Source organism: Ensifer sp. 38_S197, from assembly GCF_056924495.1.
Map to the genome: position 1 here is coordinate 1,583,120 of NZ_JBXOVZ010000002.1, position 26,822 is coordinate 1,609,941.

The following is a 26,822-nucleotide window of genomic DNA, read 5'->3' on the forward strand; positions in this document are numbered from 1 at the left end:
TCATGTCTCAAGCTGCTGCAACAAGCGCCGTTTCGACCGATCCGTCCCGCCGGGCGCGACTGGCCGAGTTCTGGTATTATTTCTCCGAGAACCGTGGCGCCGTCATCGGCCTCGTGTTCTTCCTTTTCCTCGTTCTGCTCGCCGTCTTCGCGCCGTGGATCGCCCCGCATGATCCGGTGGCACAGTACCGCGATGCGGTGCTGGTCCCGCCGGTCTGGCAGGAGGCCGGCCGCGCCGACTTCCTGCTCGGCACCGACGCCGTCGGTCGCGACATGCTGTCCCGCCTGATCTACGGCACCCGCTTCTCGCTGTTCGTCGGCGTCATCGTGACGACGCTGTCGCTCGTCGGCGGCATCGCGCTCGGTGTCATCGCCGGCTACTTCCGTGGCTGGGTCGATACCGTCATCATGCGCGTGATGGACATCATCCTTGCCTTCCCGTCGCTGCTGCTGGCCCTGGTGCTCGTCGCGGTGCTCGGCCCGGGCCTCGTCAACGCCATGATCGCCATCGCGCTCGTCTTCCAGCCGCACTTCGTGCGCCTGACGCGCGCTGCCGTCATGAGCGAAAAGACCCGTGACTATGTCGTTGCCGCCAAGGTTGCCGGTGCCGGCCATGGTCGCCTGATGTTCAAGACGATCCTGCCGAACTGCATGGCACCGCTGATCGTCCAGGCGACGCTCTCCTTCTCGAGCGCCATTCTCGATGCTGCGGCCCTCGGCTTCCTCGGCATGGGCGCCCAGCCGCCGACACCGGAATGGGGCACGATGCTCGCCGAAGCACGCGAGTTCATCAGCAGCCACTGGTGGGTGGTCACGCTGCCGGGCATCGCGATCCTGATCACGGTGCTGGCGATCAACCTGATGGGTGACGGCCTGCGCGATGCGCTCGACCCCAAGCTGAAGAGGTCCTGATCATGGCGCTTCTCGAAATCGAAAACCTGGTCGTCGAATTCCAGACGGCCTCCGGCCCCTTCCGCGCCGTCAACGGCGTGTCGATGAAGGTCCACGAGGGCGAAGTTCTGGCGATCGTGGGTGAATCCGGCTCGGGCAAGTCCGTGTCGATGCTGGCGGCCATGGGACTTCTGCCGTGGACGGCGAAAGTCACGGCCGACAAGTTGGCCTTCAACGGCCGCGACCTGCTCGGCATGTCGGCCAATGAGCGACGCAAGATCGTCGGCAAGGACATTGCCATGATCTTCCAGGAGCCGATCGCCAGCCTCAACCCGTGCTTCACGGTCGGCTTCCAGATCGAGGAAGTGCTCCGCGTCCATATGGGCCTCGACAAGGCCGCCCGGCGTAAGCGGGCGATCGAACTGTTCGAGGCGGTCGGCATCCCCGATCCGGCCGAGCGGCTCAACCACTTCCCGCATCAGATGTCGGGCGGCCAGTGCCAGCGCGTGATGATCGCGATCGCGATCGCCTGCAACCCGAAGCTGCTGATCGCCGACGAGCCGACCACCGCGCTCGACGTGACGATCCAGAAGCAGATCCTCGACCTCCTGATGAAGCTGCAGGCCGAGCACAAGATGGGCCTGATCATGATCACGCACAACATGGGCGTGGTTGCGGAAACCGCCGACCGGGTGGTCGTCCAGTACAAGGGCCGCAAGATGGAAGAAGCCGACGTGTTGACGCTCTTCGAGAACCCGAAGAGCAACTACACGCGCGCACTCCTGGCGGCCCTGCCGGACAACGCAACCGGCGATCGTCTGCCGACGATTTCCGAACTCTTCGTCGATGAGGGAGCTGCCCAATGAGCGTGATTCTCGAAGCGCGCAACCTGGTGCGCGACTACCATATCCCCGGCGGTCTGCTGAAGAAGGCGAAGACCGTTCACGCGCTCAAGGGCGTGAGCTTCAGCGTCCAACAGGGCAAGACCCTGGCGATCGTCGGCGAAAGCGGTTGCGGCAAGTCGACGCTTGGCCGCATTCTCACCCTGATCGACCCGGCAACCTCGGGCGAACTGCTGATCGAGGGCAAGAAGATCGACATCGCCAAGGGCGACATGACGGCGGAGATGCGCCGCAAGGTGCAGATCGTCTTCCAGAACCCCTATGGCTCGCTCAATCCGCGCCAGAAGATCGGCGATATCCTGATGGAGCCGCTGGTCATCAACACCGATACGCCCGCCGACGAGCGCCGGGATCGGGCGATGACGATGCTGAAGAAGGTCGGTCTCACCGAACTGCACTTCAACCGCTACCCGCACATGTTCTCGGGCGGCCAGCGCCAGCGCATCGCCATTGCGCGCGCGCTGATGCTGAACCCGAAGCTCCTGGTGCTGGACGAACCGGTGTCGGCGCTCGACCTTTCGGTTCAGGCACAGGTCTTGAACCTGCTTGCCGACCTGCAGGACGAGTTCAAGCTGACCTACGTCTTCATCAGCCACGACCTTTCGGTCGTGCGCTACATCGCCGACGACGTCATGGTGATGTATTTCGGCGAGGCCGTCGAATATGGCAGCCGCGACGAGGTCTTTGCTGATCCGAAGCACAGCTACACCAAGACCCTGTTTGCCGCGACGCCGCGTGCGGATGTGGAGAGCATCAAGGCCCGGCTTGCCAAGAAACGGGCCGCCTGAACCTTCGCCAATGAAATGAAACAAGGAAGCCGGGCAGCCACTGTCCGGCTTCTTTGACTCGGGGGCGCGATCGTGTAGAGGTGTCGCGCCGCCTTCACTTCTCGCCTTTCGGCGGCGGGCAGCCGCTTTTCGGCCGGACGGACCCGTTCGGCCCAACCTCAGGAACACGATCATGGAAATCAAGCGTTTTGAAACCGGCCCCCGTATGAGCCAGGCCGTGGTCTACAACAACACCGTTTACCTCGCCGGCCAGGTCGGCAATGCCGGTGACGATGTCGTGACGCAGACGAAGCAGGCGCTTGCCGAAGTCGACCGTCTTCTGGCGCTCGCCGGCACCGACAAGACCCGTATTCTGTCGGCCACCATCTGGCTCGCCGACATGGCCGACTTCCCGAAGATGAACTCGGTCTGGGACGCCTGGGCTCCGCAGGGCCATACCCCGGCGCGCGCCACCGGCGAAGCCAAGCTCGCGACCCCGGAATATCTGGTCGAAGTTATCGTCGTCGCTGCCGCCGCCTAAGGCCCGCGGTACGACCGTCGCATTCTTCCGCGCCGCCGGGCCTCGGGTCCGGCGGCGTTTTTCGTTGCCTTGCGTGCGCGCGCCAGCGGAACCAATCGACACGCCCGCACGTTAACTGTCCGATCCAAGAAACCGGCCAAAAAACCAGGCGAACGCATTTGGGAGGACTGTCGATGCTCTATTGGCTGCCACGGGTCTGTGTCCTTCTTGTCGCAGGCATCCTGATCGGATTTGGTCTCGTTCCGTACACCGCAGCAGGTGTCGCCCATACTTTGCTCATCATCATCTTGGGGCTCGGCCTGCTGTCGCTGACCCTGCACGTCTTCCCGCCGGAGCATCATTGATCGAGCGCCGGGCGACAACTGTCCTTCTCTGCGATGAGTGCTGGACCGCCAGGGCATCAGGCCTTGGCAGGCGGTCGCGCGTCGCGCGTCACAGGGAGGCGCTATCCGGGTGGATGAGAGAAAGCGAGGCATGATGGTGGAAATGTTGCGGCAGGTCGCGTCCCGGAACAGGGCGAAGCGCCTCATCGACGAGGAAATCGCGGTCGTAACAGCAGCGCCTTCAGCCGCGCCGAAGCGCGACGCAATCGAAATCCTCGTGGCCTGGAGCATTGTTGGCCTCTTCGTGATTGCCTGTTCGGCCGCCGTCTACACCATGGAAACGATCCTGATGCCGGTTGCGCTGGCGATCGTCATCGGCATCGTGCTGGGGCGTGCTGCCGATAGCCTGGCGCGGTTCGGCTTGCCGCCCATCATGGGGGGCCTGCTTCTGGCGGCGTTCTTCGCTCTTGGCCTATCGGCGATCGTCAACACGTTGCTCGGCCCGTTGAGCGACCTCGCTCAGCAGGCGCCTCGCCTCGCAGAGAGCGTCATGGAGCGCCTGCTGCCGTTCATCGAGCGGTTCGAATGGGGCCGGCTGGCGCTCGCCCGAGGGGCGGGCGAAGACGCGGTGGCCGACACGGTTATCAAGAATGCCGGGCCGATGCTCGGTCTCGTCGTCGCCGGACTGACGCCGGCGCTGGTTCAGACACTGATCTTCCTCGCCGCGCTCGGCTTCTTCCTGCTTGGACGGTTGCAATTGCGCCGGGCCCTGATCCTTGCGTTTACCAGCCGGGAAAGCCGCCTGAACACCATTCGCATCATGAACGCGATCGAGGAGGCATTGGCGCGCTATTTCTCGATTGCCAGCCTGGTCTATCTGGCGCTCGGTGTCGTCACGATGCTGATCGCGCTCGTCGGTGGGCTTGCCATGCCGCTGCTATGGGGATTGTTCGCCTTCGTCTCCAGTTTCATTCCCTATCTCGGCGTCACCGCCATGACCGCGGGATTGCTGGTGGGCGGCCTGATGACCCACGAGACGGTTCTGCTGGTCGTCGCTCCGGCCGCAGCCTTCTTCGTCGTACATCTTGCCATGGAAAATCTGGTGATGCCGGCGATCCTGGGACACCGGCTCGACGTCAACCCGTTCCTCGTCTTCCTGGCGATCATCTTCTGGACATGGATGTGGGGCGCCGTCGGCGCCATGTTGGCGCTTCCGCTTTCGCTGATCGCCATGGCGATTGTAGAGGAAATGCACGAGCAGCCGTCGGAACGACAGCTTCCCGGTTAGTTCACGTCACCGCCGGGCCGAGCGTGCGTGCTCATCGAAGAACAGGGCCTGGCTGATCAGCGCCTTGACCATGTCCGGATTGAACGGCTTTGTGACGAGGAAGGCGGGTTCCGGTCGTTTGCCCGTGAGCAGCCGTTCCGGGAAGGCGGTGATGAAGATCACCGGCACCGCGGCCTGCGTGAGGATTTCGTTGACGGCATCGATACCCGAGCTGCCATCGGCAAGCTGGATGTCGGCGAGCACCATCTTCGGAGACGTCTTGCGATAGAGATCCATCGCCTCCGTATGGGTGCGGGCGATACCGGTGACCTTGTGACCGAGGCTGGTTACCATGTCTTCGATGTCGAGCGCGATCAGCGGCTCGTCTTCGATGATCAGCACGTCGGTCGCGACCTGGCGCGAGATGTCTTCCGAGGCAGCCGTCAACAGCTTTGAAAACTCGCCCTGGCTCAGCCCCATGATCTCGGCCGCATCGGCGATCGAGAAGCCTTCGACCGAGATGAGCAGGAAGGCCTGGCGCGGGGCGGGCGCAATCAGCGAGAGATTGGCGGCCGCCTGTTGCTCCCAGGCAAACGGCGAGGCGTTTTCCGTCCGATCGATCGAAATCTTCTCGAACTGCGAGCAGAATAGCTTGTAGAGGCTGATTCGATCGTTCGACGTGTCCGGAAAGAGGCTGATGTCTTCGATGAGCGCCTCGAGAACGGCGGCTACATAACCGTCACCCGCGGCCTGCGAACCGGTGACGGCGCGGGCGTAGCGGCGCAGAAAGGGCAGATGTGGCGCGATCCGGGTCGAAAGTGACATCAACGACTTCCTTAGGTGCAAAACGATTCGTTTGTTTTCTGAGGATAGGAGAGATCCGACGGAATACGTGAATGGTTTTGAACACGTTTTTCGGCCTAGAGCAAATCCGGCGAACTCCCGAATCGGTCTCCCGCGCGGGTGGATGGAAAAGACGGCAAGCGGTGGTAGAGGCTGAGCATGGATGACGCGATCGAAAGACGGGATGGGCGGGGTAGAGAATTGGGTGTGGCCGCAGAGGTCCCGGATGCCCATGAATTGATCGGCGCCCGATTGAAGGCGCTATACCAGGCGTTGGAACAGGAGCCGGTTCCCGACCTCTTCATCGATCTACTTGAAAAGCTGGAGAAAGCGGAAGCGGCGGAACGCGCGTCCTAACCCGCTTTGTGGAGAAACGGGCCTTGGCCCGTCTCTCCATTGTCATGCCGATCAGCAGGCGGCCTCATAGCGGCGGCCGTAGCGGTCGCGATAGATGCAGCGGCCCGGCTCGTTGGCATGTCCGATGAGCGCACCGGCGACACCACCAACCGCTGCGCCGACGGCTGCACCTCTGACATTGCCGGTTGCTGCGCCACCGATGATGGCGCCACCGGTTGCGCCGATTGCCGCACCCTTTTCGGTCTGCGTGCAGGCGGCCAGTGGGAGAATGAGGCTTGCTACGATCAGTATCTTTTTCATGACGCGTTCCTATCCGAAGGTTGCTCTGTTGAACATAGAATCGGTTGCTAGAAATTGATTTGCCGGGACTGATGACGAACAGAATGACGACAATGAGGCATCTCTCGTACCCCGTGCCGCGTCATTGGCCAGCTTTGACTTGCTCGCAAAGAGCGAGCTCCGTGTGGTGTGTGTTTGCCTCCCAGCCTCTCCTCCATCGCTCGGCCGCAGTCGCAGCACTTGTTATCGTTGCGAAAACGACGACTGCGGCGTTTTGTTCCATAGCCTCTGCTCGGGCATCGCATCTAGCGACGGCAGTTGTATCGGACAGTCGTCCTCGTCGGCGGCAGTGACCGCTGCCGGAGTGGTGTTTCTTCGAATCTAAGGCGCGAGGCACGGGCGCGGCGAACGCATTGCGCGGGCAAAGGTTCCAACAAAAATTTGATCTCGGCCGGCGGAACGGGAGGGCATGCATCGCCGTTTGCCGTTCTCAGGTTTGACGTTGGGAACATGCCCATGGAACATATCGCTGCCATCATGGTCCTGGTCGGCTGCACGCAGGCCACGGATGCCTGCCGTGAGGTGCCGGCGCCGATCGAAGCCTTCGAAACCGTAGACGAATGCCGGGAACTGCTTTCGCCCGCGATCGAGGCGACCGCCGGGAGCTTCAAGCATGCCTATGGTGCCTGTGCCGAGGTCGATCCGGCCCTGTTTGTGGAGGATGCGACGATCGAGTGGCACGTTACCGCTTCAGGTCGCCTGCAGGTCAAGGTGCAGGTGGATGACGGCAGCTATGCCGTCGCTGCACGCGGCGACAGCAATGCGAAGGGCCGCAATTGAGTTCACGAGGCGCCGCGCCGCGGCGTCATCAACCGAAAGGCGAAGCAATGAATTGGGATATCGTTGAAGGCAAATGGCATGAACTGAAAGGCAAGGTCCAGGCGCATTGGGGCGAGCTCACCAACGACGACCTCGAGATCATCGATGGTCGCCGGGAGGAGCTTGCGGGGCGCATTCAAGCCCGTTACGGGGTCGCGCGCGACGAAGCGGAGCGACAGATCGACGAATGGATGTCTCGGCGCTGAGGCATGCCGCACGAAAGTCCGCAGCGATTTTGCGATAAGGACATGCGAAATGTCCAAACATGAGACGCAAGGGCGCGAATCTGAAGGATCGCGACGGGTTATAGGGAAGCACTGGATATCGCGCCACTTCAAGGGGGGAATTATTTCCCAGTGATGTTCAAATGCGAATGCGGTAAAGAGAAAATATAATAAAACCACACGCCCGATGTTGGTCGCGGATGCTCTTTATATACCTGCGGCGTTTGGCCTATTTCTTCTTTTTTATCCGTTCGCGCCGGTGAAGTTCTTTGAGGAGATGATCGAGTTTCGCGCTCTGATCTTCGCTGCTGTTGAGGTATAGCTCGCGCATCGTCTTGCCGATGTGGAGATTCCGGTCCCGGATATCCCTTCTCTCCCGACCCGCTTCAACCGCCGTTTTCCAGATATGTGCTGCCGGCATTTTCATTTCGACCCTGCATATTCCATGGAGGAGGAACGTCAGAGTATCGCGAAGGTTCCGGGCGTTTCCTGTACAAACAGTCTCGATTCGGGACTCTTTTGTTTATCGTGGTAAATGATGGGTTAATGCTCTGTGGAGATGAAGGTTCTCGTAGATCGCATTCCATATGCCATTCGGAACAAAGTGATAGTTGTGGCGTTTGCTCTGCAGTGATCCTGGCAAGGAGAATTGCTATGTTATACTATGCACTTGTCTTTCTCGTTGTGGCAATCATAGCGGGTGTACTTGGTTTCAGTGGCATCGCGGGTGCCTCCGCGGGTATCGCGCAGGTCCTTTTCTTCCTTTTCCTCGTCTTCCTGGTGATTTCGCTGGTTGCGGGTCTGGTGCGTCGAGGCTGAGCGGTCGCAAATTTGAGCGGGTTCGACACGGGCGGCGGCAACGTCGCCCTTCCTGCATCTGACCCTCGGCTTGGTCTGCTTGCCCTTGCGGCCCCGCTTGGCTATTGATGCCGAAACCGCAGCTTTTTGCTTGAGGGTACCGAGCATCGTGAAATCGCTGGAATGTGGCTGAAGATCAAGGTCGCCTCTTCGATCGTGGCAACCTACTCCACCCATGTGCTGCGGATCTTCTTGAGCACGCAGCAATATTCGAGCGAACATCAGACGTGGGGCGACGATCACGCATCTTGCCTTCGTCGTCTCTGCCATGCCGCTTGGCGCGCTGAAGAAGAAATGACGTTGGCGCCTTGGCTTTGGCGAAGCCGCGGCTTGACTTGATCGGATAATGGGGCAGCCGCAAATGAAGACTGATGTAGTGGTTCTCGGCGCCGGCATCGTCGGCATTTCCACCGCCATCCATCTGGCGCGGCGCGGCAAGTCGGTGGTGCTGCTCGACCGTCGCGGTGCCGGCGAGGAAACCTCCTACGGCAATGCGGGCCTGATCCAGCGCGAAGGGGTGTTTCCCTATGGCTTCCCGCACGACTTCGGGGCGCTCTTCCGCTACGCGCTGAACAACACCATCGATGCCCACTACCACTTCCGTGCCCTGCCGGGATTGGTGCCGTTCCTGGCCCGCTATTGGTGGCATTCGGGCTTTACCCAGCACCAGCGCATCGCCCATCTCTATGCCCCGCTGATCGAGCATTCGATCAGCGAACATCAGGACCTGATCGAAGCATCCGGAGCCGGCGAACTCATCCGCAAAGACGGCTGGATGAAGGTGTTCCGCACCGAGAAGCAGCGAGACGCCGCCTACAAGGAGGCGGAAAAGCTTTCGGCCGGCTTCGGCGTCAATCACCAGAAACTCTCGACCAGCGAGCTGAAGACGATAGAACCGTCGATCAGGGCCGACCTCGTTGGCGGTCTGCGCTGGAGCGATCCCTGGTCGATCCGCGACCCGCACAGCCTCAACAAGGCCTATCTCGCCTATTTCCAATCGCTCGGCGGGCGCCTGGTGTCCGGCGACGCGGCCACGACCGAGCATGTGCTCGAAGGTCCCGGCTGGCGTGTTGCGACACCGGAGGGCCCGCTCGAGGCCCGCGAAGTCGTCGTGGCGCTCGGCCCTTGGGCTGACACGGTTACCCGCAAGCTCGGCTATCACTTCCCGCTCGCGGTCAAGCGCGGCTACCATATGCACTACGGCATGCAGGAGGGCGCTGAGCTCAACAACTGGGTGCTCGACGCCGAGAGAGGTTACTTTCTGGCGCCGATGCTGCGCGGTGTGCGCCTCACGACCGGCGCCGAGTTTGCCTGGCGCGACGCGCCGAAGACGCCAGTGCAATTGACGCGCGCCGAGCGGGTGGCGCGCGAGTTCTTCCCGCTCGCCGAACGCCGCGACGAGGAACCGTGGATGGGGGCGCGTCCCTGCACGCCGGACATGATGCCCATTATCGGCAAGGCGCCGCGCCACGAGGGCCTGTGGTTCGCCTTCGGCCATGCGCATCATGGCATGACACTCGGGCCCGTGACGGGCAGGGCGCTGGCAGAGGCCATGACCGGCGAAAAGACCGTGATCGATATCGCGCCCTACCGCCCGGAACGCTTTCTGGCCTGACGCAATCCCGCGAGGATATCGGGTGGTTTTCCGTGCGGAAACGCGTCGTTTCAAGCATGTGCGGGCAGGCTGCGCGCAACGTTTGAACAAGGCCGGAGCAATGTTTCCGGTCTTGTTCGTTTGTTGCAAGCGGCTTCAGGCGTTGGTGCCGCCGTCGATGGTGAATTCGGCGCCGGTGACACTGCGGCCGTCAGGACCTGCAAGCCAGGCGACGACACCTGCCACATCGCTTGCTTCGTTGAAGCGCGGGATCGCCATCAGCCCGCGCTGCGGACCGGCGTGCGCGCCATCGGCGGGGTTCATGTCCGTATCCGTCGAGCCGGGATGGACGACGTTGACGGTAATCCCCCTCGGCCCGAGGTCGCGCGCCACCGCCTTGGTAAATCCCACAAGTGCACTCTTGCTCAGCACATAGAGGCTCATGCCGGGCCAGGGAACGCGGGCGGCGAGGTTGCTGCCGATCGAGATGACGCGTCCGCCCTCGGGCATATGCGCAGCCGCGGCGCGCGTCGCAAGAAACACGGCCTTCACATTGATGTCGATTGTGCGGTCGAAGTCTTCAGTGGTCACCTCCGTCACCGTTCCGGCATCGAATATACCGGCATTGTTGACGAGGATATCGATGCGGCCGTGTTTTTCGGCGACCGTCCGGACGGCGGCCTCGACGGCGCCCGCCTCGCGATTGTCCGCCTTGATTGCCAACGCGCTGCCGCCGTCCCGCGTGATCTCCGTCACCAGCGCCTCGGCCTTCGCCTTGGATTGACTGTAGGTCACCGCCACGGTCGCGCCTTCCGTCGCCAGCCGCTTTGCGATCGCCGCGCCGATGCCACGGCTGCCGCCCGTCACCAGCGCCACCTTGTCTTTCAGATTCGTCACCGCGTCTCTCCATATTTGTAGTGATCGATACACATATGGAGAGACAACTTGCCAGGCGCTGTCAAGCGATTTATGTATTGATCGATACAGAAAGGAATTGCTCTCATGCCGAGCCGCGGTCGTCCACGCAATTTTTCCCGAGAGGAGGCGCTGGCGCATGCCATGCAGCTATTCTGGGATAAGGGCTATGACAACACGTCGCTTGCGGATCTGACCCAGGCAATGGGGCTGAAGCCGCCAAGCCTTTACGCCGCCTTCGGCAGCAAGGCACGGCTCTTCATCGAAGCGGTCGATCTCTATGGCCGGACGGATGGCGCCGGCATCTGGGATGATCTGGAGGCGGCGCCAACGGCCAAGGCGGCGGTACACGACCTTCTGAGGCGGACCGCCGACAACTTCACCCGCGGCAGAGAACCGCGCGGCTGCATGGTCGTGCTCTCTGCGCCGCAGATGGAGGGTGGGGATGCGGAAGTCTGCGACGCGTTGAAGATGCGTCGGCTCGAGAAACAGGTTGCGCTGGAGCGTCGGTTTGAGCGCGGCGTCGCCGAAGGCGACTTGCCGGAAGGCACCCCATGCGCGGCAATCGCTGCCTATGTCGCTTCGCTTCAGCACGGAATGTCGATCGAAGCGCGCGACGGGGCGACACGAGAAACCCTGCTGGCAGTCGCCGACTGCGCCGCCGCGGGGTGGGATGCGATGATCGCGGCATCGATCAAGCCGAACTGAGCGCTCGCTCGGTCTGCCGCGTGACGCTTGCCGTCCTGACCGCGAATGGCCCGGAGGGCGTGCCCTCCGGGCCACGGGTATCGGTCAGCCGTTACTGCGCGGGCTGCGTCATGTTGGGCGTGGTGCCCGGGGTGGAGTTCGGGGTCGAACCCTGTGTTTCGGGTGTCTGGCTGCCCTGCTGCGGCGCCGGCTGCGTCGCCGTTCCGCTGGAAGGTGCCGTGCCGGTGTCAGCCGGCGGAGTAGCCTGGCCCGTCGTGCCCGGTGCCGTCGTGTTAGGGGTTGCCTGGCCAGTAGCCGGCTGGTCCGCTTTCGGCGGCGGTGCGGCCGTGTCGGCCGTATCGCGGCTCAGTTCGGCCGGCAGCCAGGCGATCAGCGCCAATACCAGACCGGCGAGCAGGATGATGACGATCGGCCAGTTGCTGCGCCCCGAGCGGGCCGGAGGCACATCGCTCATCTGCGTTTGCGGCATAGGCTGACCGGTCACCGGATCGATTACCGGCTTGTCCTTGAACTCTTCGTGCTGGTTCATTGCGTTCATCCTTTTCTTGGCGTCCTCCTGGCCGCAGACGACTGCTCCTGAACCTTCCCGAACAGTCGTGGGGCAACGGATTTCGCGCCGTCGCGAAGCGACAAGGGCGCCCGGTGGGCGCGTGGCATAACCGTAAACGCGTGAAAATTTGCAATGTTCCGGATATTGCAACCCAGGGGACGTTCACCCCGCCGCCGGCTTTACAGCCCTCTTCTCGGCTGCAAGAGATAGAGCGCTCATGGAGGAAGAGGTAGCATGACCGATACAGCGTTTAGCAAGGGCACTTTTGTCGGCCGCGTCTGGCGGCCCGATCTCGGCGGGCCGTCGCTTGTCACGATCCGCGACGGCGCTCTGTTCGATATCACCTCGAAAACGACGCCGACCATGTGCGACCTGCTCGAGCTTCCGGATCCGGTCGCGCATCTGCGCTCCGTTTCCGGCGACCGACTCGCCTCGCTTGAGGACTGCCTCGCGCGGAAGGCGGATGCATCGACCCTGCATCTGATTGCCCCCTCGGACCTGCAGGCGGTGAAGGCTTGCGGCGTCACCTTCGCGCGCTCGATGATCGAGCGCGTCATCGAGGAGCGGGCGGCGGGCGATGCGTCCCGTGCCGAAGCGATCCGCAGCCGCGTCACCGCCGTCATCGGCGACAGCCTGCGCAACCTGAAGCCCGGCTCGCCGGAGGCCGCCCGCGTCAAGGCAGCACTCCAGGAGGAGGGCGTCTGGTCGCAATATCTGGAAGTGGGCATCGGCCCGGATGCCGAGGTCTTCACCAAGGCCCAGGTGCTTTCGGCGGTCGGTCCCGGCGCCGATGTCGGCCTGCACCCCGCCTCGCACTGGAACAATCCGGAGCCGGAGATCGTGCTCGCGGTTTCCTCCAGCGGCCAGGTGAAGGGCGCAACGCTCGGCAACGACGTCAACCTGCGCGACATCGAGGGCCGCTCCGCGCTGCTTCTCGGCAAGGCCAAGGACAACAACGCCTCCTGTGCCATCGGCCCCTTCATTCGCCTGTTCGACGAAACCTACGCGATCGACGATGTCCGCAAGGCCGAGCTCACCCTGTTCGTCGAAGGGGAGGACGGCTACCGGCTCACCGGCCGAAGCTCGATGGCGGAGATCAGCCGCGACCCGCTCGACCTCGTCGCCCAGACCATCGGCCCGCACCACCAATATCCCGATGGCCTGATGCTGTTCATGGGCACGCTCTTCGCTCCCGTCGAAGACCGCGACGAACCCGGCCAGGGCTTCACCCACAAGCTGGGCGACGTCGTGACGATCGCCAACGCGGAGCTCGGCCGGTTGACCAACACCGTCCGGCTTTCGACGGACTGTGCGCCCTGGAGCTTCGGCGCGGCGGCGCTGATGCGCAACCTTGCGGGACGGGGGCTGCTCTAGCGCAGGCCAGCTTTTCCTCCGTCGGTCGCAGTCCGTTCGACGCCCTTAAAACATGTCGCGCAAAAGTGTGCGGCGGTTTTGCGATAACGACATGCGAAATATCAAGGACTTAAAGCAAGGAGCGAATCCGAAGGATCGCGACGTGCTTTAAGTCATCTTCCGCATGATCCAGAGAGCTCGGCCAGGGTGGGCGATGTCAGGCACAGCTTGAAGGCGTGCATCGTCCTTCAGGCGCTCCGCCTCGACGGCGTCGAGGAACAGGATCTGCTGATCGGTCTCGTTCGCGTTCGGCGTAATCCACCAGCGCTGATCCTCGCAACAAAGACCGGCTTCCGGATTTTCCTGGATGTACTCGATTGCATATTCAGCGTCCGTCTTTTTGCCAGCATCGAACATCGGCCGTCCTCCGCCTGATCGCTTGGAAGGGACGAGATTATGCGCCTCTTGCGGGACGTTGGGCAGCCCGGACGTGCTGTTTCGCTATTCGCTTCTGCGCCAAGCGCCGGGCGACCGGTTGCGGCGCAGGCGCATCAACTGCAGCCTTTCCATCCGCCCGGCAGACGCTTAGGTTCGTGCGCCTGAGTTGTTCTCGGTTTTTTGGAGTTCCTGCCCCATGCGTGACCTGCACCTGCCTGGCCGCTCCGTCGTCATGGGTCGGCATTGCGCCGCCGCCACCTCGCACGCCCTTGCCACGCTCACGGCCATCGAGATCCTGCGCCGCGGCGGCAATGCCGCCGATGCCGCGATTGCCGCCTGCGCCGTGCAATGCGTGGTGGAGCCGGGTTCGACCGGCATCGGCGGCGACAATTTCGTTCTCTTCGCTCCCGCCGGCACCGATGTTGCCAATGGCAGTCGGGTCTTCGGCCTCAACGGATCGGGCCGAGCGCCCCAGGGCCTCACCGCCGAACACCTGCTGAAGCAGGGACTGAAGGAGATCCCGCTCACCTCGGTGCATGCGGTCACCATTCCCGGCGCGGTCGATGCTTGGAGCAAGCTGAACCAGCGTTTCGGCTCCATGCCGCTGGGCGACCTGCTGCAGCCCGCCATTTGCCATGCCGAGGAGGGATTTGCGGTCACCGAACGGGTTGCCGTCGATTGGAGCCGCAACGAAGACAAGCTGAAAGCGGACGCAAACAGTGCGCGCATGTGGTTGAGGGATGGTCGCGCCCCGAGAGCGGGCGAACTGTTCCGCCAGCCCGAGCATGCGAAGGTTCTGCGTGAGATCGCCGCCAATGGCCGTGACGGTTTCTATTCAGGCTGGGTCGCCGAGGACATGGTGGGCTACCTGCGCAGCCTCGGCGGCACGCACGCGCTCGACGATTTCGCCGCACAAGAGGCCTTTTGGGTCGATCCGATTTCCACGACCTATCGCGGGATAGAACTTCTGGAGATCCCGCCAAGCGGCGTCGGCATCACCACCTTGCTGATGCTCAATATCCTGAGCGGGTTCGATCTGGGGAGATACGATCCGGTCGGCGTCGAGCGTTTCCATATTGAAGCCGAGACCACGAGGCTCGCTTTCCAGGCGCGTGACAAATATGTCGCCGATCCCGACTTTGCCGATGTGCCGGTAGAAAAGCTGCTTTCCGCTGCCTTTGCCGACGAGCTGCGCAGCCGCATCGACCTGAAGAAGGCCATGCCGGTCGCCGGTCCGGCGGGTGCCACCACCTATCGCGACACCGTCTACATCAGCGTGGTCGACGAAAAGGGCAATGCCTGTTCCTTCATCAATTCGCTGTTTTGGTCGTATGGCACCGGCATCAGCAGCCCGAAGACCGGCGTACTATTGCATAACCGCGGCATCGGTTTCCGCGTCGATCCTGCGCACCCCAATTGCGTGGGGCCGCACAAACGCCCGCTGCACACCATCATCCCGGCGATGGCGATGAAGGATGGCCGGCCGTGGCTGTCTTTCGGGGTGATGGGTGGCGGCTTCCAGCCGGTCGGGCAGAGCCATGTGCTGACCAACATCGTCGACTTCGGCATGAATGTGCAGGAGGCGATCGACTGCGCCCGCGGCTTCCACCAGATGGGCCGCTTCGAGGCCGAACGCGGCATCCGCGAGGACGTGCTGAAAGGGCTCGCGGCGCTCGGCCATGAGGTGAAGATGGCGGAGATGCCGCATGGCGGCGGCCAGGCGATCCTGATCGATTCGATCAACGGCGTCTTGCAGGCAGGCTCGGACCCGCGCAAGGACGGCTGCGCGTTGGCATTTTAGGGTTGGCGGACTGCCGTTGGGCACATCGCACGCGACAACATGCGACGGTGCCGGGTGCGCGGCAAAATTGCGTCTATTGCGGAAGAGATTGGCTGGGGAACCTGGATTCGAACCAGGACTAACGGAGTCAGAGTCCGCTGGTCTACCGTTAACCTATTCCCCAAGGTGCGCTGTCGGGCGCTGCCCGTCGCGTCGGTGTGGCGGGCTTATAAACAAAACGGCGGCCAATGCAAATACCTTTTGGCAAAAAAATGCGATCTCGATGTGGCGGCAGGATTTTTGCACCGATTTGCGGCGTCGAAGGTGCGCGGTGGTGCCGCGCATTGGCGGGCGAGCGGCAGTGGTGAGCGTGCCGAGGCAGAGGTGCTGAGCATATTGTTGTCCGCAGAGTTGGCCGCATCCGGGCTTAGCCCTTGGCGACGCAGTCAAAAACAGTTTGGCGAATGGGGATTGCGCTGGTACAGTCGCGCCAACGAAAAATCGAGAGAGCGCCTTGAGCGGCCCAAGGGCTTGCGCGGCGCCATGGTTGAGACAAGTGAAAGACCCCGATCACGGCGAAAAGCCGTCCGAATCCGGGGCGTCGGCAGCAGGCCGCAGTGATGGATCGAGGCTCGGTCCGCGCAACGGCAAGGGCAAGCGGAAACGACGCAAGTCGTCTGCTTCGCCGTCTGCAATTGCCAGCCAGCCCGGCACTGCCGGCATGGCAGGGCGTCCCGCAGGACAGAACGATGCGGAACCGGCGCGCAAGCGCAAACGGCGTCGTCGTTCGAAATCCGCAAAGCAGCAGGCCACAGGCCCGTCCGCGCAGCAGGGCGGCAGCGCGCAAGTCGTCGAGCCGTCGCTCGGCGAGCGCAAGGGCCACAAGCGCAGCAAGAAGGCCCGGCATCGTCGTGGCCTCCAGGGCCGTCCGCTGACGAGCGGCGAGCGCCAGCCGGTACAGCAAAGGGCTGCCGATGGCGGCAACGCGCGGTCCGCGGCTTCCGCTTCCAATGGGCAGACGGCGTCACAGCCGCGGCCGGGCCAGCGCGCCGATCAGCCGCGCACGCCATATGTTGCCGCCAGCGAACCGCCGGCGCCGCTTTATGCCGCGCTCGACCTCGGCACCAACAATTGCCGCCTGCTGATCGCGCAGCCGACGCGCCCGGGCCAATTCCGGGTGGTCGATGCCTTTTCGCGCATCGTTCGCCTGGGCGAGGGGCTCGGTGCCAGCGGCCGGCTGTCGGACGAGGCGATGGAGCGCGCGGTGGAGGCGTTGAAGATCTGTGCCTCGAAGCTCGGCGCCCGCACGATCCGCCGCAGCCGCTTGATTGCGACGGAAGCCGCGCGTGCCGCCGAAAACGGCGAGAGCTTCCTCGAGCGGGTGGCGCGCGAAACCGGGCTGGAACTGGAGATCATCAACCGCGAAACCGAGGCGCGGCTTGCCGTCTCCGGCTGCTCATCGCTCGTCGATCGCGAGACGCGTTCGGTGGTGCTCTTCGATATCGGCGGCGGTTCGTCAGAGATCGCCGTCATCAGGATCGGTGATTCGCGCTCGAACCGGCTTGCCAACCACATCACCCATTGGACCTCGCTGCCGGTTGGCGTCGTCACGCTCTCGGAGCGCCATGGTGGCCAGCATGTGACGCCGGCAAGTTTCGAGGCGATGGTGAATGAGGTGGAGGGCATGCTTGCCCGCTTCGAAAGCCCCCCGGTCGAGGCGCTGGCAAACGGCGCTTCCGGCAGTGGATTCCACCTGATCGGCACGTCGGGCACGGTCACCACGCTTGCCGGCGTGCATCTCGACCTGCCGCGTTATGATCGCCGCCGCGTCGATGGCCTATGGCTCACCGACGACGAAGTCTCGGCCATGCAGGCGCGCCTGCTCTCCTGGGACTTCAATGCGCGCGCCGCCAATCCTTGCATCGGTCCGGATCGCGCCGACCTGGTGCTCGCCGGCTGCGCAATTCTCGAGGCTATCCGCCGCCGCTGGCCGTCGACGCGCATGCGTGTTGCCGATCGCGGCCTGCGCGAGGGGCTGCTGACCGATATGATGGCGGATGACGGAGCCTGGCGCCGCTCGCGGCCGCGCCGTCACCAGCGCGGCGCCAATGCCGGCAGCCAGGAAGGAAACAAGGCATGACAAAACCCCCTGTTGGCGGCAACCGCAGCGGCCGCAAGCTTGGCCAGAAGGTCAAGAAGGGCAAGCTCAAGGCATCCTCCCGCCGCTGGCTGGAGCGCCACATCAACGATCCCTATGTGCAGCGCGCCCAGCTCGAAGGCTATCGCGCCCGCGCGGCCTTCAAGCTCCTGGAGATCGACGAGAAGCACAAGATCCTGAACGGCGCCCGCCGCATCATCGACCTTGGTGCCGCCCCCGGGAGCTGGTCGCAGATCGCCGCCAAGGTCACCAATTCGACCGATGCCGATCCGCGCGTCGCCGCCATCGATTTCCTCGAAGTGGACCCGATCCCGGGTGTGCGTATCCTGCAGATGGACTTCCTCGACCCGGAGGCGCCGGGCAAACTCAAGGAAGCGATCGGCGGCACGCCGGACCTGGTCATCTCCGACATGGCGGCGCCGACGACAGGCCATCGCCAGACCGACCACCTGCGCACCATGCATCTCTGCGAGGTCGCCGCCTATTTCGCGGTCGACGTGCTCGCCGAGGGCGGACATTTCTTGGCGAAGACCTTCCAGGGCGGCACGGAGCGCGACCTGCTCAACATGCTCAAGCAGAATTTCCGCCAGGTCATCCATGTGAAACCGGCGTCGTCGCGCGCCGAATCGGTCGAAATGTTCCTGCTCGCCAAGGGCTTCAAGGGACGCCAGAAGGCCGGCAGCGAGACGGAAACCGAAGACGAGGCGGCTGAATAGCATGCTGCTCTACGTGACCGTCGGAACAAACGATCTCGAGCGCGCCGGCTCCTTCTATGATGCAGTGCTACCGGCGCTCGGCTACCGCCGCCAGCGGCAGGATGAGACCGAGATCGGCTATGGATCCGAGGGCGACCGCATCCGTTTCTGGGTGGTGACGCCCTTCAACCGCGAGCCCGCCACCTATGGCAATGGCGTGAGCATCGCGCTCAGAGCCGAGACGCGCTCGGCCGTCGATGCCTTCCACGCGGCAGCCCTTGCCAATGGCGGCACGGACGAGGGCGCGCCGGGGCTGCGTCCGTTCCATGCGAATTTTTACGGCACTTGGGTGCGCGATCTCGACGGCAACAAGATCGCCGCCGTCTGCGAGCGCCCGGAATAGCTCTCGCAACGGACGGGCGCATTCCTTCGCACGCAGGTCGCCACTTGAAGTCCTGAAATTTCCTACTTGCCCGCGGTCGACTCGACTTCGCGCACCGGCAGCCGGTGCCCGGAAACCGAGGCGCCGGCGTTCTTCGCCATGGTGAGGAACGGGATCGCCGCGATCAGGTTGGCGCCGGCGATGATCATGAAGGCGGTGTGGAAATCGTCGAGCTGCAGCGGGCCGCCGCTGAGCTTGGTTTCGATTTCGAGGATCGCGCCGGCAACGGCGACGCCGAGCGCCAGGCTGATCTGCTGCAGCACCGCGCTCATCGAGGTCGCCTTGCTGGCATCCGCATCGTCTATGTCTGCGAAAGAGAGCGCATTGACGCTGGTGAAGAAGAAGGAACGGGCAAAGCCTGCAATCAGCAAGATGGTGATCATCAGCAGGTAGGGCGTTGCCGGCGTGAAGAAGCCGTTGGCGAAGGTGGTGATCGCGGCGAGGATTGCGGCGAGGATCAGTGTCGTGCGGAAGCCGGCGAAGGCGAGCACGCGCCGCGCGTAGAACTTGGTGGTGATGGCGCCGACCGCGCCGATGAAGGTGATGAGGCCGGACTGGAACGGATTGAGCCCGAAGCCGACCTGTAGCATCAAGGGCATCAGGAAGGGCACCGCGCCGACCGAGATGCGAAAGATCGTGCCGCCGATCGAGGCGGCGCGAAACGCGCTGTCTTTAAAGAGATTGAGATCGAGAACCGGCGCCGGATGGCGCCGGGCATGGCGGATATAGAGCAGCGCTGAAAGCGTGCCGACCGCCACCGAGGCGATACCGACGGCAGGCGGCAGAGCCGGCAGGCTGATCACGGAGAGACCGAAGACGATGCCGGACGCGGCAATTCCGCCGAGCACGAAACCGAGCACATCGACCGGTGGCGGATCCCGCGGCTCCATGGTCGGCAGATAGATGCCGGAGAGGATATAGCCGGCGATGCCGACAGGCACGTTGATCAGGAAGATCCAGTGCCAGGAGAAATAGGTGGTGATGAAGCCGCCGAGCGGCGGCCCGGCGAGGGGGCCGACAAGCGCCGGGATCGTGAGGAGCGCCATGGCCGAGACGAGTTCGCTGCGGGGCGTGCCGCGCACCAGCACCAGGCGGGCGACCGGCGTCATCATCGCGCCGCCCATGCCCTGCAGGAAGCGCGAGAAGACGAAGGCGACGAGGCTGTTGGAGATGGCGCAGAGAACAGAGCCGGCGATGAAGACGAGGATCGCCGCGCGAAAAATCTTCTTGGCGCCGAAGCGGTCGGCCATCCAGCCGCTTAAGGGAATGAAGATCGCCAGCGCCACCATATAGGCCGTCAGCGCCAGCTTGAGGGTGATCGGCCCGACGCCGATGTCGCGGGCGATGGCCGGCAGCGACGTGGAAATTACGGTGGAATCCATCTGCTCCATGAAGAGAGCGACGGCGAGGATCATCGGGACGATACGGTTCATGGAATGGTGCTTCGGAGACAGTCAGCGATGGCGAGAAGCTAATGCTGGTGATGGCTTTTGTCGGGGCGAAACCGGTGATTGCGGATCAAAAGCCTGTGATCCCGGCTGGCCTTTGCTGTCAAGACGCTACTTCTGGCCCGGTTGTCCATTGGGGCAACGGGATTCGACAGGGCAGCAAGGCGGGAATGGATCATGAGTGAAATGTCGATGAAGCGCAGGACCCCGATGGGGGCAGGAACACTTGGCGTTCTGGCTGCGCCATCGTTGATGACCGGCGTTGCAGCGGCTGAGGAAAAGGCGGAAAAGACCCACATGTACGCGAGCCATCCCCCGATCCGATCTCTCAAGCTCGGCGCCTTCAAGGTCATCGTCGTCAATGACGGCCGGCGCGTCATCGAGAAACCGCATGAGATCTACGGCATCAACCAGCCGCAGCAGGCGGTTGCGGAATTGCTGCAACAGAACTTTCTGCCGACCGAGGCGCTGGTCAATAGTTTCTCGCCGGTTCTCGTCGATACCGGAACGGATGTCGTGCTCTTCGATACCGGCATGGGCGAGAGCGGCCGCCAAGCCGGTCTGGGGCATCTCGCCGAGAGTATCCGCGCCGCAGGCTACGCGCCGGAGCAGGTCTCGGTCGTCGTGGTGACCCATATGCATGGCGATCACATCGGCGGTCTCATCGAAGCCGGCAAGCCGGCATTCGCGAATGCCCGTTACGTGATGGGCGAAGCCGAATACGCCTTCTGGACGGATCCCGCACGCGCCGGCACGCCGGCGGAAAACGGGCGCAAGGCGGTACTGGAGAAGGTGGTGCCGCTTGCGGAAAAGGCGACCTTCATCGCTGATGGCGCCGAGGTCGTGCCCGGTATCTCGGCTGTTGCCGCCTTCGGTCATTCGCCGGGCCACATGGTGTTCCGGCTCGATTCCGACGGCAAGGGCATGATGCTGACGGCCGATACCGCCAACCATTACGTGCTGTCGCTGCAGCGCCCGGATTGGGAAGTGCGCTTCGACATGGACAAGGCGAAGGCGGCAGAGACGCGCCGCAGGGTTTTCGACATGATCGCCAGCGAGCGGTTGCCCTTCATCGGCTACCACATGCCGTTCCCGGCCGTCGGCTTCGTCGAGAAACTGGGCGAGGGCTATCGCTTCGTGCCCGTCAGCTATCAGCTCGATATCTGACCGACTCCCGGGCTGTGTCTCGCGAAATTGTTGCTCTGCAACAAATATCGGTCGAAGGCGGGACATTTCCCGGCATTGGCTATTTTCATCCTGACATATCCGTGTTACGAGCCCTCGCCAACTTCCAAGACACGCTTTGAAGTCACCCGGTGGACAAATCGCAGCCCGTCCCCGGGGGTTTTCGTTTATTGAAGGGAATTGGCCATGGCGCGCATCATCGAAACGGCAACTGGTCTGGAGGCTTTGACCTTCGACGACGTTCTGCTCCTGCCCGGACATTCCGAAGTCATGCCGGGTCAGACCAACATCGCGACCACCATTGCGCAGGACATCGACCTCAACCTGCCGATCCTGTCGTCGGCGATGGACACGGTGACCGAGGGCCGCCTCGCGATCGCCATGGCACAGGCCGGCGGCATCGGCGTCATCCACCGCAACCTGACGCCGGCCGAACAGGCCGAAGAGGTCCGTCAGGTCAAGAAGTTCGAAAGCGGCATGGTCGTCAATCCGGTGACGATCGGCCCCGATGCCACGCTCGCCGACGCGCTGGGCCTCATGAAGCAGCACGGCATTTCCGGCATCCCGGTCGTCGAGAACGGTGGCGCCGGTGGCCAGAAGCAGGGCCGTCTCGTCGGCATCCTCACCAACCGCGACGTTCGCTTCGCTTCGGATCCGAACCAGAAGATCCATGAGCTGATGACCCATGAGAATCTGGTCACGGTCAAGGAAAGCGTCGACCAGCAGGAAGCCAAGCGGCTTCTTCACAAGCACCGCATCGAGAAGCTGCTGGTCGTCGATGCCGATGGCCGCTGCGTCGGGTTGATTACCGTCAAGGACATCGAGAAGGCGCAGCTCAATCCGAACGCCTCGAAGGACGCGCAAGGCCGCCTTCGCGCCGCCGCTGCCATTTCGGTGGGCGATGACGGCTATGAGCGCGCCGAGCGGCTGATCGATGCCGGCGTCGACCTGATCGTCGTCGACACCGCCCACGGCCACTCGCAGCGCGTGCTCGACGCCGTTGGTCGCGTCAAGAAGCTCTCGAACTCGGTTCGCATCATGGCCGGCAACGTCGCCACCGCCGCCGGCACCAAGGCATTGATCGATGCCGGTGCGGATGCGGTCAAGGTCGGTATCGGCCCGGGCTCGATCTGCACCACCCGCATCGTTGCCGGTGTCGGTGTTCCGCAGCTCGCCGCGATCATGAGCGCCGTCGAAGCCGCACAGGCGGCCGGCATTCCCGTCATCGCCGACGGTGGCATCAAGTTCTCCGGCGACCTCGCCAAGGCGATTGCCGCCGGTGCTTCGGCCGTCATGATCGGCTCGCTGCTTGCCGGCACCGATGAGAGCCCGGGCGAAGTGTTCCTCTATCAGGGCCGTTCCTTCAAGGCCTATCGCGGCATGGGTTCCGTCGGCGCCATGGCCCGCGGCTCGGCGGACCGCTACTTCCAGGCGGAAGTACGCGATACGCTGAAGCTGGTTCCGGAAGGCATCGAAGGCCAGGTTCCCTACAAGGGCCCGGTTGCAGGCGTGCTGCACCAGCTCGCCGGCGGCCTCAAGGCGTCCATGGGCTATGTCGGCGGCCCGACCATCAAGGAATACCAGGAGCGCGCCCAGTTCGTGCGTATCTCCGGCGCCGGCCTTCGCGAAAGCCACGCCCATGACGTGACGATCACCCGCGAGAGCCCGAACTATCCGGGCGCGCACTGATCGCGATTGCATTCGGAGGGCGCCGCGAGATCTCGCGGCGCCCTTCGCCTTTTCAGATCAAGTTTTTTTAGAATGAGCTTATTTCAGGGAGCAGCGCATGACGGGTTTCGAGATCTTCTGGCCGATCGTGGTCCATGTTTTTCTCGTCTTCTGCCTGTACGCTCTCCTTTCCCTCCGCCGGGTGAGGCTTGTCCGCGCCGGCAAGGTGCATGCGGCCCAGTTTCGCGAGAACCGCGACGAGCCGGGCGAAAGCCTGGTGGTGAAGAACAGCATCGCCAACCAGTTCGAGCTGCCGGTTCTCTTCTACGTCTGCTGCATGCTGCTCTACATCACCGAGGCCGACAACATCGTCTCGCTGGGTCTTGCCTGGCTTTTCGTCGCGCTGCGCTATGTGCATGCCTTCGTGCATGTCAACAGCAACCGCATCCGTTATCGCCGGCCGCTGTTCATGGCGGGCGCTGCGACACTCTTCGTCATGTGGGTGTGGCTTGCCGTCTGGATGGCGATGAGCTGATCCCGACTTGGGTCGCGACTGGCTCAGATCTGAGACAGTTTGCCAAAGTGATTTTCGCGCTTTGATACGCATCAAGTACCCGGTGCTGCCCTTGCGGGTAGTCTGCTGACGTTGGACGACAACGCATCGGAGGACGAGATGACCGCAACGATGAAAGCCGCCGTGGTGCGCGAATTCGGCAAGCCGCTGGTAATCGAGGAAGTGCCGATACCGGAGCCGGGCCCCGGGCAGGCGCTGATCAAATATGAGGCGACCGGCGTCTGCCATACGGACCTGCACGCCGCCAACGGCGACTGGCCGGTCAAGCCGAAGCCGCCCTTCATCCCCGGACACGAAGGCGTCGGTTATGTCGCCAAGCTCGGCAGCGGCGTCGCGCGCCTGAAGGAAGGCGACCGCGTCGGCGTGCCGTGGCTGCACACGGCCTGTGGTGGCTGCACGCCCTGCCGCACCGGCTGGGAAACGCTCTGCGGCAGCCAGCAGAACACCGGCTACTCCGTCAACGGCACCTTTGCCCAATACGGCCTTGCCGATCCGGATTTCGTCGGGCGCCTGCCGGCAAAGCTTGAATTCGGACCGGCCGCGCCGATCCTCTGCGCCGGCGTCACCGTCTACAAGGGCCTGAAGGAGACCGAGGTGCGTCCCGGCGAATGGGCGTTGATCTCCGGCATCGGTGGGCTCGGCCACATGGCGGTGCAATACGCCAAGGCGATGGGCATGCATGTCGCCGCCGTCGATATCTTTCCGGAGAAACTGGCGCTGGCGAGAAAGCTTGGTGCCGACCTCGTCGTCGATGCGCGCGACAAGGATGCAGTCGATCAGGTCCAAAAGGCGACCGGCGGCGTGCATGGAGCACTGGTGACGGCGGTGGCGCCTAAGGCGATGGAGCAGGCGTTCAATATGCTGCGCTCCAAGGGAACCATGGCGCTGGTCGGTCTGCCGCCCGGCCAGATGTGCCTGCCGATCTTCGATACGGTGCTGAAGCGCATCACCATCCGCGGTTCCATCGTCGGCACACGCCAGGACCTCGAGGAGTCGCTGGAGTTCGCCGGCGAAGGCAAGGTCGCCTCGCATTTCACCTGGGACAAGATCGAGAACATCAACGCGATCTTTGCCCGCATGGAAGAAGGCAAGATTGACGGCCGGATCGTGCTCGACCTCAACGGCTGACGCCGTTCACGATTGGTAACGCAAGTTTGTCTGTTCCACTCCGCCCGCGCACCTATTCTGTCGCGGGCGGTTCTGTCTGCCGCCACGGGAGAACGAAACCGAAGGAGGCCGACATGCAGGAATTGAAAATTACGCAGGCGATGATCGACGCCTATGACGAATACACGCATCTGACCCTCGATCGCCGCCGCTTCATGGAAAAGCTGACCGGGCTGGCCGGCTCTGCCGCCGCGGCAGCGGCGATCGCACCGCTGCTTGCTGCGAACGGCGCCAAGGCGGAGATCATCGCCGCGACCGACACACGGGTCGCTGGTGAAGACATTACCTATCCCGGTGCGGCCGGCGACATGAAAGGCTATCTCGTTCGCCCGGCGCAAATGAGCGGCAAGCTGCCGGCGGTGATCGTCATTCATGAAAACCGCGGGCTCAATCCGCATATCCGCGACGTTGCGCGGCGCGTGGCGCTCGAAGGCTTCCTGGCGCTTGCACCCGACTTCCTGTCGCCATCGGGCGGAACACCGACGGACGAGGACAAGGCGCGCGAGATGATCGGCGCGCTGGATGCGACAGCAACGACGGCGAATGCCGTTGCGACCGTGGCCTTTCTGCAAGGGCACCAGCAATCGACGGGGAAGGTCGGTGCCATCGGCTTCTGCTGGGGAGGCGGCCTCGTCAATCGGCTCGCCGTCGGCTCGCCCGATCTCAAGGCTGGTGTTGCCTATTACGGCGCCCAGCCCAAGGCGGAGGAAGTCCCGAAGATCAAAGCCGCCCTGCTGCTCCACTATGCCGGGCTCGACGAGCGTATCAATGCCGGCATCGACGCCTATCGGAAGGCGCTCAAGGACAATGGCAAGGACGCAACGATCTACGTCTATGACGGCGTCAACCATGCCTTCAACAACGACACCTCGGCCGCGCGCTATGACAAGGCTGCCGCCGATCTCGCCTGGAGCCGGACGGTGGAGTTCCTGAAGGCCAAGCTCGCCTGAACGCGGGTTCGGCTCAGGCGGCCGCCGCCCGGATGATATCGTCGGCGCAGCCGCTGATGGCCGCCGCGAGCGCCTCCATGTCGCGTTCGCGCGGGCTGCTGCGGCGCCAGACGAGGCCGATCTCGCGGGCCGGTTCGGGGGCTGCGAACGGCACGATGCGGATCGAGTTGCGCGCGGCCTCGGTCGCAATGGCAATCTCGGGGATCAGCGTCATGCCCATGCCGTTGGCGACCATCTGCAGGAGCGTCGTCATCGACGTGGCACCGAAGCTGACGAGGCGCCGCTTGCCGGCCGTGCTGCAGACGGCCAGCGCCTGGTCGCGCAGGCAATGGCCCTCTTCGAGCAGCAGCAACTGTTCGACATCGACCTGATCTTCGGTCAGCGGCGACATCAGGATGTTGCGTTCATCGTCGGCCATCGCCATGTAGAACCGGTCGGAGAAGAGCGGCTTCGTCGCAAGTCCTTCCGCGTCGATCGGCAGCGCTGCAACGACCGCGTCAAGCAGGCCCTCGCCGAGATCACCAACCAGCCGCGATGTCACCGATTCCTTCAACTCGATCTCGATTGCCGGATAGACGCTGCGCAGATGCGGCACCAGACGCGGTACGAGGTAGGGGGCGAGCGTCGGGATGACGCCGATCCGGATCCGTCCTTCGAGCGTCCCGGCGCTGGCGCGCGCGCTCTGCTCGAGCAGATCCACCTCGGCAAGAATGGCGCGGGCGCGAGCCAGCACCTCTTCGCCCTTGCGGGTGAGAAAAACGCCGCTGCGGCTGCGCTCCACCAGTTTCACGCCCAGATGGTTTTCCATTTCCATGATCTGGGCGGAGAGCGCCGGCTGGCTGACGTGAACGAGTTCGGCGGCCTTGCCGAAGTGGCGAACGGAGGCAAGCGCCTCGAAGTAGCGCATCTGGCGGAGTGTGAGCATGATAGGAACGCCCTATCAAATTTGAGTTCAAATGCAATCGCAGATTATCGCCGGCGATGAAAAACAGGCTCGCCAAGGTGGCCGGGCCGCGCTTCGGACCCGCCAAGCGGATACGGTCGGCACGGCCACGGAACGGATCGGC

General features: G+C 63.4%; 31 protein-coding genes and 1 tRNA gene. 23 read left to right on the plus strand and 9 right to left on the minus strand.

The features are described 5' to 3' along the window. Positions 1-2: 2 nt before the first annotated feature. The 6 genes from AC1Z3V_RS20725 (at position 3) to AC1Z3V_RS20750 (ending at position 4,711) form a co-directional block, all read left to right on the plus strand. Positions 3-911: an ABC transporter permease subunit gene (locus AC1Z3V_RS20725; RefSeq protein ID WP_429812374.1), complete on the plus strand. Its 909-nt coding sequence runs from the start codon at positions 3-5 to the stop codon at positions 909-911. Positions 912-913: 2 nt separating this feature from the next. After that, complete coding sequence (locus AC1Z3V_RS20730; protein WP_429812372.1) at positions 914-1,756, plus strand: ABC transporter ATP-binding protein; 843 nt, start codon at positions 914-916, stop codon at positions 1,754-1,756. After that, the gene (locus AC1Z3V_RS20735; RefSeq protein WP_483501424.1) at positions 1,753-2,580 is read left to right on the plus strand and encodes an ABC transporter ATP-binding protein; all 828 of its coding nucleotides are present in this window, start codon (positions 1,753-1,755) and stop codon (positions 2,578-2,580) included. The genes AC1Z3V_RS20730 and AC1Z3V_RS20735 overlap by 4 nt, the downstream gene beginning before the upstream one ends. A gap of 172 nt (positions 2,581-2,752) precedes the next feature. After that, positions 2,753-3,100: a RidA family protein gene (locus tag AC1Z3V_RS20740; protein ID WP_060516475.1), complete on the plus strand. Its 348-nt coding sequence runs from the start codon at positions 2,753-2,755 to the stop codon at positions 3,098-3,100. A 173-nt stretch (positions 3,101-3,273) separates the two neighbouring features. Further along, a complete protein-coding gene (locus AC1Z3V_RS20745; protein WP_429812366.1) occupies positions 3,274-3,444 on the plus strand; it encodes a hypothetical protein in 171 nt (56 codons plus the stop codon). A 136-nt stretch (positions 3,445-3,580) separates the two neighbouring features. Further along, positions 3,581-4,711 (plus strand): AI-2E family transporter, encoded by a 1,131-nt coding sequence (locus tag AC1Z3V_RS20750; protein WP_483504124.1) that lies wholly within the window; start codon positions 3,581-3,583, stop codon positions 4,709-4,711. A gap of 6 nt (positions 4,712-4,717) precedes the next feature. Here the strand turns inward: AC1Z3V_RS20750 and AC1Z3V_RS20755 are convergent, their stop codons facing one another. After that, positions 4,718-5,515 carry a response regulator gene (locus tag AC1Z3V_RS20755; RefSeq protein WP_429812364.1) on the minus strand — a complete coding sequence of 266 codons (798 nt, stop codon included), beginning with the start codon at positions 5,513-5,515 and terminating at the stop codon, positions 4,718-4,720. A 177-nt stretch (positions 5,516-5,692) separates the two neighbouring features. On the opposite strand from AC1Z3V_RS20755, the gene AC1Z3V_RS20760 reads away from it, so the two are divergent. Continuing rightward, the gene (locus AC1Z3V_RS20760) at positions 5,693-5,890 is read left to right on the plus strand and encodes a NepR family anti-sigma factor (RefSeq protein ID WP_429812361.1); all 198 of its coding nucleotides are present in this window, start codon (positions 5,693-5,695) and stop codon (positions 5,888-5,890) included. A gap of 51 nt (positions 5,891-5,941) precedes the next feature. Here AC1Z3V_RS20760 and AC1Z3V_RS20765 read toward each other — a convergent pair whose 3' ends face one another. Then, on the minus strand, positions 5,942-6,190 hold the full coding sequence (locus AC1Z3V_RS20765; RefSeq protein ID WP_429812360.1) for a glycine zipper domain-containing protein: 249 nt from the start codon (positions 6,188-6,190) through the stop codon (positions 5,942-5,944). A 495-nt stretch (positions 6,191-6,685) separates the two neighbouring features. Here AC1Z3V_RS20765 and AC1Z3V_RS20770 point away from each other — a divergent pair, with 495 nt between their 5' ends. Beyond that, complete coding sequence (locus AC1Z3V_RS20770; RefSeq protein WP_483501428.1) at positions 6,686-7,009, plus strand: hypothetical protein; 324 nt, start codon at positions 6,686-6,688, stop codon at positions 7,007-7,009. Between the two features lie 47 nt (positions 7,010-7,056). Then, positions 7,057-7,254 (plus strand): CsbD family protein, encoded by a 198-nt coding sequence (locus tag AC1Z3V_RS20775; protein ID WP_483501430.1) that lies wholly within the window; start codon positions 7,057-7,059, stop codon positions 7,252-7,254. A gap of 247 nt (positions 7,255-7,501) precedes the next feature. On the opposite strand, the gene AC1Z3V_RS20780 is transcribed toward AC1Z3V_RS20775, so the two are convergent. Further along, a complete protein-coding gene (locus AC1Z3V_RS20780; protein WP_483501432.1) occupies positions 7,502-7,699 on the minus strand; it encodes a hypothetical protein in 198 nt (65 codons plus the stop codon). Positions 7,700-7,926: 227 nt separating this feature from the next. On the opposite strand from AC1Z3V_RS20780, the gene AC1Z3V_RS20785 reads away from it, so the two are divergent. The 3 genes from AC1Z3V_RS20785 to AC1Z3V_RS20795 all read left to right on the plus strand — a co-directional run bounded on the left by AC1Z3V_RS20785 (position 7,927) and on the right by AC1Z3V_RS20795 (position 9,745). Then, on the plus strand, positions 7,927-8,091 hold the full coding sequence (locus AC1Z3V_RS20785) for a DUF1328 domain-containing protein (protein ID WP_173515678.1): 165 nt from the start codon (positions 7,927-7,929) through the stop codon (positions 8,089-8,091). A 162-nt stretch (positions 8,092-8,253) separates the two neighbouring features. Beyond that, complete coding sequence (locus AC1Z3V_RS20790) at positions 8,254-8,469, plus strand: hypothetical protein (protein ID WP_483501434.1); 216 nt, start codon at positions 8,254-8,256, stop codon at positions 8,467-8,469. Positions 8,470-8,491: 22 nt separating this feature from the next. Then, positions 8,492-9,745, plus strand: a complete 1,254-nt coding sequence (locus tag AC1Z3V_RS20795; protein WP_483501436.1) for an NAD(P)/FAD-dependent oxidoreductase — start codon at positions 8,492-8,494, stop codon at positions 9,743-9,745. A 135-nt stretch (positions 9,746-9,880) separates the two neighbouring features. Here AC1Z3V_RS20795 and AC1Z3V_RS20800 read toward each other — a convergent pair whose 3' ends face one another. Then, positions 9,881-10,621 (minus strand): SDR family NAD(P)-dependent oxidoreductase, encoded by a 741-nt coding sequence (locus AC1Z3V_RS20800; protein ID WP_483501438.1) that lies wholly within the window; start codon positions 10,619-10,621, stop codon positions 9,881-9,883. A gap of 105 nt (positions 10,622-10,726) precedes the next feature. On the opposite strand from AC1Z3V_RS20800, the gene AC1Z3V_RS20805 reads away from it, so the two are divergent. Next, on the plus strand, positions 10,727-11,347 hold the full coding sequence (locus tag AC1Z3V_RS20805; protein WP_483501439.1) for a TetR/AcrR family transcriptional regulator: 621 nt from the start codon (positions 10,727-10,729) through the stop codon (positions 11,345-11,347). Between the two features lie 91 nt (positions 11,348-11,438). On the opposite strand, the gene AC1Z3V_RS20810 is transcribed toward AC1Z3V_RS20805, so the two are convergent. Beyond that, positions 11,439-11,876 carry a hypothetical protein gene (locus AC1Z3V_RS20810; protein ID WP_429812340.1) on the minus strand — a complete coding sequence of 146 codons (438 nt, stop codon included), beginning with the start codon at positions 11,874-11,876 and terminating at the stop codon, positions 11,439-11,441. 255 nt (positions 11,877-12,131) lie between these two features. Between AC1Z3V_RS20810 and AC1Z3V_RS20815 the strand changes: the two genes are divergently transcribed. Continuing rightward, positions 12,132-13,271, plus strand: coding sequence for a fumarylacetoacetate hydrolase family protein (locus tag AC1Z3V_RS20815; RefSeq protein WP_483501441.1), 1,140 nt, complete (start codon positions 12,132-12,134; stop codon positions 13,269-13,271). Positions 13,272-13,418: 147 nt separating this feature from the next. Here the strand turns inward: AC1Z3V_RS20815 and AC1Z3V_RS20820 are convergent, their stop codons facing one another. Then, positions 13,419-13,667: a hypothetical protein gene (locus AC1Z3V_RS20820; protein WP_429812335.1), complete on the minus strand. Its 249-nt coding sequence runs from the start codon at positions 13,665-13,667 to the stop codon at positions 13,419-13,421. Between the two features lie 217 nt (positions 13,668-13,884). Between AC1Z3V_RS20820 and ggt the strand changes: the two genes are divergently transcribed. Continuing rightward, positions 13,885-15,489 carry a gamma-glutamyltransferase gene (gene ggt / locus AC1Z3V_RS20825; RefSeq protein WP_483501443.1) on the plus strand — a complete coding sequence of 535 codons (1,605 nt, stop codon included), beginning with the start codon at positions 13,885-13,887 and terminating at the stop codon, positions 15,487-15,489. Positions 15,490-15,578: 89 nt separating this feature from the next. On the opposite strand, the gene AC1Z3V_RS20830 is transcribed toward ggt, so the two are convergent. After that, positions 15,579-15,652, minus strand: a tRNA-Gln gene (locus AC1Z3V_RS20830). A gap of 372 nt (positions 15,653-16,024) precedes the next feature. Between AC1Z3V_RS20830 and AC1Z3V_RS20835 the strand changes: the two genes are divergently transcribed. Genes AC1Z3V_RS20835 through AC1Z3V_RS20845 form a run of 3 tightly spaced genes read left to right on the plus strand, consistent with a single transcriptional unit; the run spans position 16,025 to position 18,724 of the window. After that, positions 16,025-17,608 carry a Ppx/GppA phosphatase family protein gene (locus AC1Z3V_RS20835; protein ID WP_483501445.1) on the plus strand — a complete coding sequence of 528 codons (1,584 nt, stop codon included), beginning with the start codon at positions 16,025-16,027 and terminating at the stop codon, positions 17,606-17,608. Continuing rightward, positions 17,605-18,342, plus strand: a complete 738-nt coding sequence (locus AC1Z3V_RS20840; RefSeq protein ID WP_429812327.1) for an RlmE family RNA methyltransferase — start codon at positions 17,605-17,607, stop codon at positions 18,340-18,342. The genes AC1Z3V_RS20835 and AC1Z3V_RS20840 overlap by 4 nt, the downstream gene beginning before the upstream one ends. 1 nt (position 18,343) lies before the next feature. After that, entirely contained in the window at positions 18,344-18,724 is a 381-nt protein-coding gene (locus AC1Z3V_RS20845; protein ID WP_429812324.1) for a VOC family protein, read from the plus strand. Between the two features lie 62 nt (positions 18,725-18,786). Here the strand turns inward: AC1Z3V_RS20845 and AC1Z3V_RS20850 are convergent, their stop codons facing one another. Next, positions 18,787-20,196: a DHA2 family efflux MFS transporter permease subunit gene (locus AC1Z3V_RS20850; RefSeq protein ID WP_483501447.1), complete on the minus strand. Its 1,410-nt coding sequence runs from the start codon at positions 20,194-20,196 to the stop codon at positions 18,787-18,789. 192 nt (positions 20,197-20,388) lie between these two features. Between AC1Z3V_RS20850 and AC1Z3V_RS20855 the strand changes: the two genes are divergently transcribed. The 5 genes from AC1Z3V_RS20855 to AC1Z3V_RS20875 all read left to right on the plus strand — a co-directional run bounded on the left by AC1Z3V_RS20855 (position 20,389) and on the right by AC1Z3V_RS20875 (position 25,755). Next, positions 20,389-21,378, plus strand: coding sequence for an MBL fold metallo-hydrolase (locus AC1Z3V_RS20855; protein ID WP_483501449.1), 990 nt, complete (start codon positions 20,389-20,391; stop codon positions 21,376-21,378). Positions 21,379-21,582: 204 nt separating this feature from the next. Further along, entirely contained in the window at positions 21,583-23,085 is a 1,503-nt protein-coding gene (gene guaB, locus AC1Z3V_RS20860) for an IMP dehydrogenase (RefSeq protein ID WP_483501450.1), read from the plus strand. 97 nt (positions 23,086-23,182) lie between these two features. Continuing rightward, positions 23,183-23,599, plus strand: a complete 417-nt coding sequence (locus AC1Z3V_RS20865) for an MAPEG family protein (protein WP_483501451.1) — start codon at positions 23,183-23,185, stop codon at positions 23,597-23,599. Between the two features lie 138 nt (positions 23,600-23,737). After that, the gene (gene adhP / locus AC1Z3V_RS20870) at positions 23,738-24,766 is read left to right on the plus strand and encodes an alcohol dehydrogenase AdhP (protein ID WP_483501453.1); all 1,029 of its coding nucleotides are present in this window, start codon (positions 23,738-23,740) and stop codon (positions 24,764-24,766) included. Positions 24,767-24,879: 113 nt separating this feature from the next. Next, positions 24,880-25,755, plus strand: a complete 876-nt coding sequence (locus AC1Z3V_RS20875) for a dienelactone hydrolase family protein (protein ID WP_483501454.1) — start codon at positions 24,880-24,882, stop codon at positions 25,753-25,755. A gap of 13 nt (positions 25,756-25,768) precedes the next feature. On the opposite strand, the gene AC1Z3V_RS20880 is transcribed toward AC1Z3V_RS20875, so the two are convergent. Next, complete coding sequence (locus tag AC1Z3V_RS20880) at positions 25,769-26,680, minus strand: hydrogen peroxide-inducible genes activator (RefSeq protein WP_429812307.1); 912 nt, start codon at positions 26,678-26,680, stop codon at positions 25,769-25,771. Positions 26,681-26,822 lie beyond the last annotated feature (142 nt).